Below are 2,207 nucleotides of genomic sequence, written 5' to 3'. Positions count from 1 at the left end.
AGAATGGGTCTAGGCTCGGGGCGTGACGGAGCTCACCGAACGGGCGGTGGACCCGGCCGGACACCGGCGGCCGGGGAACACGGGGGCCGGCGCGCCCCCCGCGCCCGCCCCCGTGTTCCTCGGCCGCCGGCGGGAGCTGACGGGCCTGCGCGCCGATGTCGGGCGTGCCGGCCTGGACACCATGGCCGGTCGTCCCTCCTCCCGCGCCCGGGTGCTGCTGATCGCCGGCCGCCCGGGCACCGGGCGGACCGCCCTCGCCCGCGAGTTCGCCCGCCGGTTCCGTGCCGACGGGGGCTGTCCCGACGGCGTCCTGCGGACCGTGCTCACCGAGCCGGGCGGCGACCCGGTGCCCGTGGAGCGCGCCGCCCGGGAGCTGCTCGGGGCCCTGGGCGCCCCCGCCCCACCGGGCGCGGACGCGGACGAGAGCTGCGAGGCGCTGCGCGCCGTTCTGGCGGACCGACGTGTCCTGCTGATCCTCGACGACGCGGCGAGCGCCGAGCAGGTGGCCGAGCTGATCCCGGACGGTCGGGGGTGCACGGTGCTCGTGGTGGCCCGCGGCCCGCTGACGGGGGTGGCCGACGTGCGGCCGTGCACGGTGGGAGCGCTGGATCAGCACGCGGCCCTGCGACTGTTGGCCCGCGGCGCGGGCTCCACCCGGATCACCGTCGATCCCCGGGCCGCCGAACGTCTGGCCGAGGCCTGTGCCCACCTGCCCGCGGCGCTCCTGCTCGCCGCCGGCTGGCTCGCCGCCCACCCCGACGCCGCCGTCGCACGGGCGGCGCGGGCGATGACCGCCCCCCCACCCGGGGTCGCGGACCCGGGCGACCCGGTCGAAGGGGGGAGCGAGGCCGGTGCCGGGACCCCGGTCGAGCCGGGGGACGGGCCGCTGGAGCGGGCCTTCCACCTCGCCCTCTCGGCCCTCCGGCCCCCGGCCGCCCGGGTCCTGCGGCTGCTCGTGCTGGCCCCGGCGGGCCTGGTGGACGCGCACACCGCCGCCGCCCTGGCCGGGTGCTCGGTCGGCGCGGCCCGCCGGGCGCTGCGGGGATTCGCCCTGCTGGGGCTGGTGCGGCCGGTGGACCCGCCGGAACGGACGGCCTCGCCCGACGCGTCCTCCGGGGGGACCGGCGCGCCCGGCGCCGGGGGCGGCGCGGGGGACCCGTGGCCGCTGTACGAGGTGCCCGGCTGCCTGGATCCGTTGCTGCGGGACCTGGTGCGCCGGCACGAGCGACCGGCCGACGTCCTGCTGGCCCGGGCCCGGGTGCTGGAACGCACCGTGCGCCGGTTGGTGGCCTGTCGGGCGGCCGGGGAGCCGGAGGGTTCCCCGGCCCGGGAGCGTTCCGCGGCCCTGCCCTCCACGCTGCGGTTCTCCTCCCGGGAGGAGGCGGCCCGATGGCTGACCGACCGGCTGCCGAGTCTGTCCGCCTCGGCCCGGCTGGCGGTGGCGGACGGAGAGCTGGACACCCTTGCCCGACGACTGATCGCCGCCCTGGCCGCCGCGCTGACCGTCCACCGCGGTGAGGACGGGGCCGCCCCGGAGCTGTACCACCTGCACGAGCTGATGCTGGGAGTGGCCGAGCGGCAGGGGCTGGACGGTGAGCGGGCCGCGGCCCTGCTCGATCTCGGGGACCTGGACCTCGCGACCGGCCGCGCCCGGCAGGCCCTGGAACGCTACCGGGCGGCTCTGGACGCGCTGCGCGGCCTCGGGGGCCCGGGGACGCCCCCCCCCGTGGGACGGGCACTGGAGTCGATCGCCGGCGCCCACGCCGAACTGGGGGACCCGCAACGGGCCGCCGACTGGTACGGCCGGGCGCTGTCCCGGGCCCAGGCGACGGGCGACCGGGACGCCGAGGCGCGGCTGCACGGTGTGCTGGGGCAGGCGCACGCCCTGACCGGGGAGTGGCGCCCGGCACTGCTGTCCTGGAGGGCGGCCGCGGCCGTCCACCGACGGCGGGGGGACCCCCGTGGGCACGCGGCGGCCCTGGCGGAGGTGGCCCGCGTGCGCGGGTGCGCGGGGGAGTTCGAGGAGGCGTTGCGGGCGGGTTACGACGCGTTGCGGGCGGCCCGGGCGGCGGGGGATCGGCGTCTGGAGGGAAGGGTGCGGCTGCGGCTGGCCGATGACGCGCAGCGGTTGGGCCTGCCCGCCGACGCCCGGGCGCACCGTCGGGCGGGGGAGGCGCTGCTGCGCGGGGGAGGACCGGCGGACGGGG

1 protein-coding gene is annotated in these 2,207 nt (G+C 80.1%); it reads left to right on the top strand.

All coding sequences use genetic code 11. The features are described from left to right. Nucleotides 1-22: 22 nt before the first annotated feature. Nucleotides 23-2,207: AAA family ATPase (locus FOE67_RS23385; RefSeq protein WP_182666822.1), on the top strand; the 2,185-nt coding region annotated here is incomplete at its 3' end.

The sequence above is a fragment of the Streptomyces calidiresistens genome (genome assembly GCF_014141525.1).
Taxonomy (GTDB): Bacteria; Actinomycetota; Actinomycetes; order Streptomycetales; family Streptomycetaceae; genus Streptomyces; species Streptomyces calidiresistens.
This window is presented reverse-complemented; position numbering and strand designations above follow the sequence as displayed.